6 protein-coding genes are annotated in these 6000 nt (G+C 34.8%); 4 read left to right on the top strand and 2 right to left on the bottom strand.

The window, feature by feature from the left end; genetic code table 11:
* Positions 1-74: 74 nt before the first annotated feature.
* Positions 75-860, bottom strand: a complete 786-nt coding sequence (locus AC6QZF_RS02750) for a hypothetical protein (protein ID WP_499798349.1) — start codon at positions 858-860, stop codon at positions 75-77.
* Positions 861-885: 25 nt separating this feature from the next.
* Positions 886-1926, bottom strand: coding sequence for an outer membrane beta-barrel protein (locus AC6QZF_RS02755; protein WP_499798350.1), 1041 nt, complete (start codon positions 1924-1926; stop codon positions 886-888).
* A 168-nt stretch (positions 1927-2094) separates the two neighbouring features.
* On the opposite strand from AC6QZF_RS02755, the gene AC6QZF_RS02760 reads away from it, so the two are divergent.
* The 4 genes from AC6QZF_RS02760 (at position 2095) to AC6QZF_RS02775 (ending at position 5934) form a co-directional block, all read left to right on the top strand.
* A complete protein-coding gene (locus tag AC6QZF_RS02760) occupies positions 2095-3201 on the top strand; it encodes a hybrid sensor histidine kinase/response regulator (RefSeq protein ID WP_499798351.1) in 1107 nt (368 codons plus the stop codon).
* A gap of 305 nt (positions 3202-3506) precedes the next feature.
* On the top strand, positions 3507-4454 hold the full coding sequence (locus tag AC6QZF_RS02765; RefSeq protein WP_499798352.1) for a glycosyltransferase family protein: 948 nt from the start codon (positions 3507-3509) through the stop codon (positions 4452-4454).
* 17 nt (positions 4455-4471) lie between these two features.
* Positions 4472-5374: a phosphatase PAP2 family protein gene (locus AC6QZF_RS02770; RefSeq protein ID WP_499798353.1), complete on the top strand. Its 903-nt coding sequence runs from the start codon at positions 4472-4474 to the stop codon at positions 5372-5374.
* Positions 5375-5460: 86 nt separating this feature from the next.
* Positions 5461-5934, top strand: coding sequence for a hypothetical protein (locus AC6QZF_RS02775; RefSeq protein WP_499798354.1), 474 nt, complete (start codon positions 5461-5463; stop codon positions 5932-5934).
* Positions 5935-6000 lie beyond the last annotated feature (66 nt).

The raw sequence follows: 6000 nt of genomic DNA on the forward strand, positions 1-6000 counted from the left end.
TATATTTATATTTTTATAAGTCTTACAAAGATAGTTAAATAGATAAAAAAAACAAAATTAAGTATAAAATTATCTTATTGACTTTTTGAAATATTAAGCAAATTGAACGATAGCCCAACCGAAAAGTTAAAATAACTCTCAAATATCCGAACTTTTCTATTCAACAGTGGCGATGGTTCGTCCAGCACTTTTTTGGCATTCTTGAAAATATCCATTTTTTTCGGGAAGTAGCAATAATCCAATTGAAAAATCAGGCTACCAAGAAAAAAAGATTCAGGATATTCATCGAAACCGAGTTCCAAACCACTATAAATATTAAGTCCATGAATAATTCCCAACTCATTATAATGCGTAGAGCTTACCCGCTTGTCCAGAGCAAAGCTCGAACGAATTGTTTCTCGCCACTTTGTATGTTGAAGCAAAACACCGACACCCGCCCCAGCATAAGAGCGAAACTGCTTATCGTGCGGAATGAACTCCACCTTCAACATAATCGGCACACGATTAAACGAAATTTCGTTTGTGTGGCTGCGTGTGATATATGTTCCCAAAGTCCAGAATTCATCAAAAAATGAATATTTGACAAAACTCGAAGCAATTGCAAGCCGCATCTTGGACATAATCCAGCTTTTGTATTCAACCAGCACTGTTGGGCTTGCCGAAAATTCCTGTTTGTTCCCGCCAAATCCTTTGCTGTAGAGTTCGATAAATTTATCCGCATTTTGTCCTAAATCCCAGCCTATCCCAACAAAAATAATTGGCTTAAACTTATCTTCCGTAAACCGATCTAATACTATTTCGCTTTTAACATGCGTAGCGGTAAATAATAGAAGACAATATATTACAAACAATTTATTCATTCGAATAATATTGAAAAAATTTAAATTAAAAAGAAAAATCGAACCAACCACCGAAATTTACTGAAAATTCAGTCAATTCATTATAAGGCTTACCATTGCGAATAAACGCATTTTTATTGTCGCCATTGTTGTTTTTCAAGTAACGGCTCTCGAACCGAATGTATGAGTTCTCTGTCGGCTTGTATTCAACACCGACGGTAAGATCAAAGCCTTCGACGTCGAGATTATATACATTTTCAATTTCTGAATAATACGAAATTCTTGCAGAATTGCTGATTTTCTCATTGATTGAGTAACAATAAGATAAAAATCCGCTTTTCATTGTGCCATTTGTTCCTTTGTATGAATTCTCGAGTGTGGCAAAATCAATTTGTCCGAGTAAATCAAGTTTTTTGCTTAATTTAGCATTGATTATTACATTATGATATGTATGCAGGCGGCTTTTACGCCCTTCGGGTTCTTCGTTGCCAAACATATTATTGTAAGCAACCGAAAAATTATCCAAAGCGTAACTAAATGCAAAAGCAATTGTTTTATCTTTGTTATTATCTTCGAAAAGATGATTCCCATTTATTAAATATGCAGCAACTGAAAAATTGTTTGCCAGCTCGTATTGAAGCATAATTCCAGTCTGATAAGTTGGTTCGAAAAATGTAGTCGCCGAATGAGAGGCAAGGAAATTATTGCGCGGGTGAGTTGTTTCTCCACCAATATGAGTGGAAAATATACCTGCGCCAAGCCATAATTTTTCGGCTAATCGATATTCAATATTTGCTTGTTGGATATTTTTGGGCTCTTGATAGTAGATATTTTTAGGTATATCGCCTTCTTGTAAAGCAAGAGTAGTACGGAAATTCTCATCGGCAAAACTAAATTTCAAATACGCTATGTTCAAAGCAAAAGTTTCTCGCCGATGATTAATTGAAGAAAATAGGTCAAATTCTTTATCTAAATTGTCTGTGCAATAGTACGCACCAACATATCCGAGAAAGGAAAAATTAGAAGTTTTTGCAAGTATCCCATTCGAAATTATTATTAATAGAAAAAATATACTTAAAATTTTCATAGTTTTTCCTTATTTTAAAAACATAAAATTTCAAAAGTACGCGTTATAAAACAAAGTAGAGCAAAAATTAAATTAAATTAATCAAAAATTTAATGTATTTTAATAGTAATATTTAATCTAATTTAATAAATTAAAGACAAATAATTGTAAAATATTAAAATATAGTATATGCAAAAAATTCTAATAATAGATGATGCAGAATTCATCCTCGAAAGCACATCCACATTGCTAAGGTTCGAAGGATACGAAGTTTACACAGCATCTGATGGGAAAAGCGGCATCCAAACAGCTCTCGAAGTGAAGCCAGATTTAATCCTTTGCGATATCTCAATGCCTGGAATTGATGGGTTTCAGGTGCTTTCTAAAATAAGAGAAACGCCAGAAATATCTACCGTTCCATTCATTTTCCTTACCGCTTTCACAGAAAAACAAAATATGCGACTCGGTATGGAAAAAGGTGCTGACGATTATTTAGTTAAGCCATATACACGTGACGAACTAATATCCGCTCTCGAAGCACAATGGAAAAAATTCAAAAATATCGAGCGTCAAGTTCAAGAAAAAATCGAAGAAGTTGGTAGGAACTTGAACTATGCTCTTCCTCACGAATTCCGAACAGTACTAAATCAGGTGATTGGTTCTGCAAAATATTTAACCACAAACACAGATGACATAACAAAGGATGAAATAATAGAGCTCGGCAATGATATAATTCATTCAGCACAAAGACTGATGAAAATCACAGAAAACTTCCTTGTATTCATCCGGATAGAGTCATTTGCTTCTAATCCAGAAAAAAAACGCCGTCTGCGCGAAGCACGCACAGACGAACCCGCCGCTATGCTTGTTGATATCGCTTCACTTCTTGCCGCTAAATATGATAGATACGATGATATTGATATAGAAGGACTTGCAGAAAACATTTATATCGAAATTGCAACAGACAGTTTTCATAAAATTATTGATGAATTAATAGACAACGCTTTCAAATTTTCTGAAAAAGGCAAAAAAATCAAAATCATAATCGCTGCAAACAAAGATAAATTCTACGCAAGTATTACCGACCAGGGACGTGGTATGTCCCAAGAGCAAATCGATAACATTGGTGCATATCGTCAGTTCGAGCGACAAATATACGAACAACAAGGCGTTGGCCTTGGGCTTATTATTGCCAAGCGACTTGTTGAATTACACGACGGTGAATTTAGCATTACAAGCGAGGTCGGGATTGGAACTACTGTTACTTTCACTCTACCTGCTAAATCAACAGAGTAAGTTTCTTTTGCTTTGCCCTCAAGGGCCGTTTCAAAATATTAAAATTCTCTTTTCCAACGGATTTTCATAAAATCCGTGCTTAATATTTATAAAGTTGTAGGAACATATGATAATTTGCGCCTACTCAAACAATCATTTAAATTATTCAATTTTTCTAAGACATCCCAATTCGAATTAGTATTCTATAAATATCATTTCTATTTAATAATTACCCATTTGTTTTGGCAATACCGTTTTATTTTACTTTAATAATAATCATAATTAAAGTAAATTTGTATTTTATTTTTTTACCATTTGTTAATTTTATGAAAATTAGTGGTTTTTCTTTCGTTCGCAATGGAAGCAAGTTATATTATCCCGTGCGGGAATCAATTGAATCGATGTTACCTTTGTGCGATGAAATATATGTAGCAGTGGGCAAAGGCGACCCCGATGATACTTCTCGCAAAGATATTGCATCAATTGGGAGCGACAAAATCCATATAATAGATACTGTCTGGGACGAACGCTATATGGTGCGTGGTGCAATCCACGCAATACAGACTGATATAGCAATGAAGGCTTGCTCGGGCGATTGGCTGCTATACCTGCAAGCCGATGAACTAATTCACGAAAAAGATGTGCCAGAAATTCGCCGCCGTTGCGAGCAATTACTCGACAACCCGCAAATTGAAGGACTGCTTTTCGATTATTATCACTTCTGGGGCGATTATTTTCATTATCATAATTCACACGGATGGTATAAAAATGAAATAAGAATTGTTCGAAACTTGCCCGAAATCCACTCCTGGCAGAGCGCTCAATCATTCCGCTATTTTGATTATTACGAACGCCCACACCAACGCGAAGGCACCCGCAAACTTCGTGTTGCAAAAGTCAATGCTCATATTTATCATTACGGATGGGTGCGACCGCCTCACCTTATGCAAAACAAAAGCAAAGCTATCGATACAAACCACAAAGGTGCCGCAAAAGTCGAAGAAATTTACCGCAATAAACCTGCTGAATTCGACTATGGTCCGCTTAATCGACTTGCCCAGTTCAAAGAAACTCATCCGAAAGTAATACAGAAGCGAATTAGCGAAATGTTCTGGCAAGATAAATTGCAATATAGTGGCAAACCTAACCCGAACCGAGAACCACACAAACACGAACGCTTTAAATACAGGTTTCTTTCTTTCATTGAAAATAACTTTTTAGGTGGGCGACAGATTTCCTCATTCAAAAATTACGAGTTAATTAAAAATGTTTGATATTATCTCCTTCGCTGATGACAATAAAAAAACTTTTAGATAAATTTAGTTTAGCAGAAAAATATACAATAAGCATATTGCTTTTTTACACGCTACTGTCGCTGATTTTTTCGTTTCATTCAAAAATTTATCTGATAAATCTCGCCCAGAATGCGTTTTTCTTCGCTATTATTTTAGCAGTTTCAAGTATTAAACAAAAGAATAAATATTCGATTGCAATTAGAAAGTTTTATCTGCTGATTTTTGTCTATTTTATATATAATCAGACAAACACATATATTACTTTAATCAACCCAAATCTTTATGATGAACTCTTAATTAAAATCGACCGTGTAATCTGCGGCACAGACCCCACTTACTTTACTTTTCGCTTTGCGAATCCATATTTAACAGAGTTCTTGCAATTCTGCTATATGACTTTCTTTTTTATGCCAATTATTCACGGAATAGAATTGCATATTCGCAAAAAAGAAATTGAATTTGATACATTGCTACGAAATATTCTTTTTGGTTTTTACCTTTCATATTTATTGTATTTTTTCCTGCCGGCGGTTGGACCGCGTTTTACTTTGCACGATTTTTCTACGCTTTCGAACGAGTTACCTGGCTTGTTTCTCACTGAATTTTTCCGTTCGGTTGTCAATACTGGCGGTGGAATAATAAGCGCAGCAATCCCTCCAGAAATACAGGTACATCGCGACTGTATGCCAAGCGGACACACAATGATGACACTTATCAACATATATTTATCGTTCAAGTTTAAATCAAAGTTGCGCTATGTTTTTCTTATAATAGGTAGCGGACTGATTTTTGCAACAGTATATTTGCGTTATCATTACGTAATTGATATTATTGCAGGTGCGGTTTTCTTTTATATTTCTATAAAATCAGAAAAATTCATTTCAAAGAAAAGCATGTAATTTATTTTCTTAACCCTTGTATTTCTCATTTTATTTTAATAACTTAGAAGAGTAGTTCTTTCTTCCATTTTTTAAGAGGCAAAATAATGAAAGTGTATTTTACTTTGTTTGTTGCTATTATAGCAGCAGCATTGTTTATTAGTTGTGCTAACCAAAAGAATGATGAAGAAGTTGAAAAAGTAGAACCACAGAAGCCAGAGAGCACTTCTATTCAAAAGTCGTTTTTCTACATTACTTATTCAGGCACTGTAACTGACGATGGTGAAATATCCGGGAAAAAGTCAGGCGAAGAATACCATATGTTCACTCTTGATTCTGACGAAGAAAATTATGCATTCTTGATTTCAACCGAGAATCTTCGCAAATGGACATCTGAGAAAATCATTCCTGACAATTTAACCGATGGAGAAACATACGTTGCGGAAATTGAGGACGGCAAAGAAATTCAAACTGACGACAAAAATATAACATACTATCTAATTACCAAGCTCAAAAGTATGAAGTTAACTGACGAAATATCCACGCCGGGAGCACCACCGCAGCTACCAAAATTGTACTAAAATAAATATAAATAACAAAAAGCTGCCTCTCTGAGACAGCCTTTTATTAATAACATTTATATAATT

Source organism: Eximiradius sp., from assembly GCA_937127445.1.
Taxonomy (GTDB): domain Bacteria; phylum Bacteroidota; class Ignavibacteria; order Kapaibacteriales; family UBA2268; genus JAKIZO01.

Bases quoted from the DNA above. Each gene is read 5' to 3' on its own strand.
- AC6QZF_RS02750 (WP_499798349.1), bottom strand. From the start codon at position 860: ATGAATAAATTGTTTGTAATATATTGTCTTCTATTATTTACCGCTACG.
- AC6QZF_RS02755 (WP_499798350.1), bottom strand. From the start codon at position 1,926: ATGAAAATTTTAAGTATATTTTTTCTATTAATAATAATTTCGAATGGG.
- AC6QZF_RS02760 (WP_499798351.1), top strand. From the start codon at position 2,095: ATGCAAAAAATTCTAATAATAGATGATGCAGAATTCATCCTCGAAAGC.
- AC6QZF_RS02765 (WP_499798352.1), top strand. From the start codon at position 3,507: ATGAAAATTAGTGGTTTTTCTTTCGTTCGCAATGGAAGCAAGTTATAT.
- AC6QZF_RS02770 (WP_499798353.1), top strand. From the start codon at position 4,472: ATGACAATAAAAAAACTTTTAGATAAATTTAGTTTAGCAGAAAAATAT.
- AC6QZF_RS02775 (WP_499798354.1), top strand. From the start codon at position 5,461: ATGAAAGTGTATTTTACTTTGTTTGTTGCTATTATAGCAGCAGCATTG.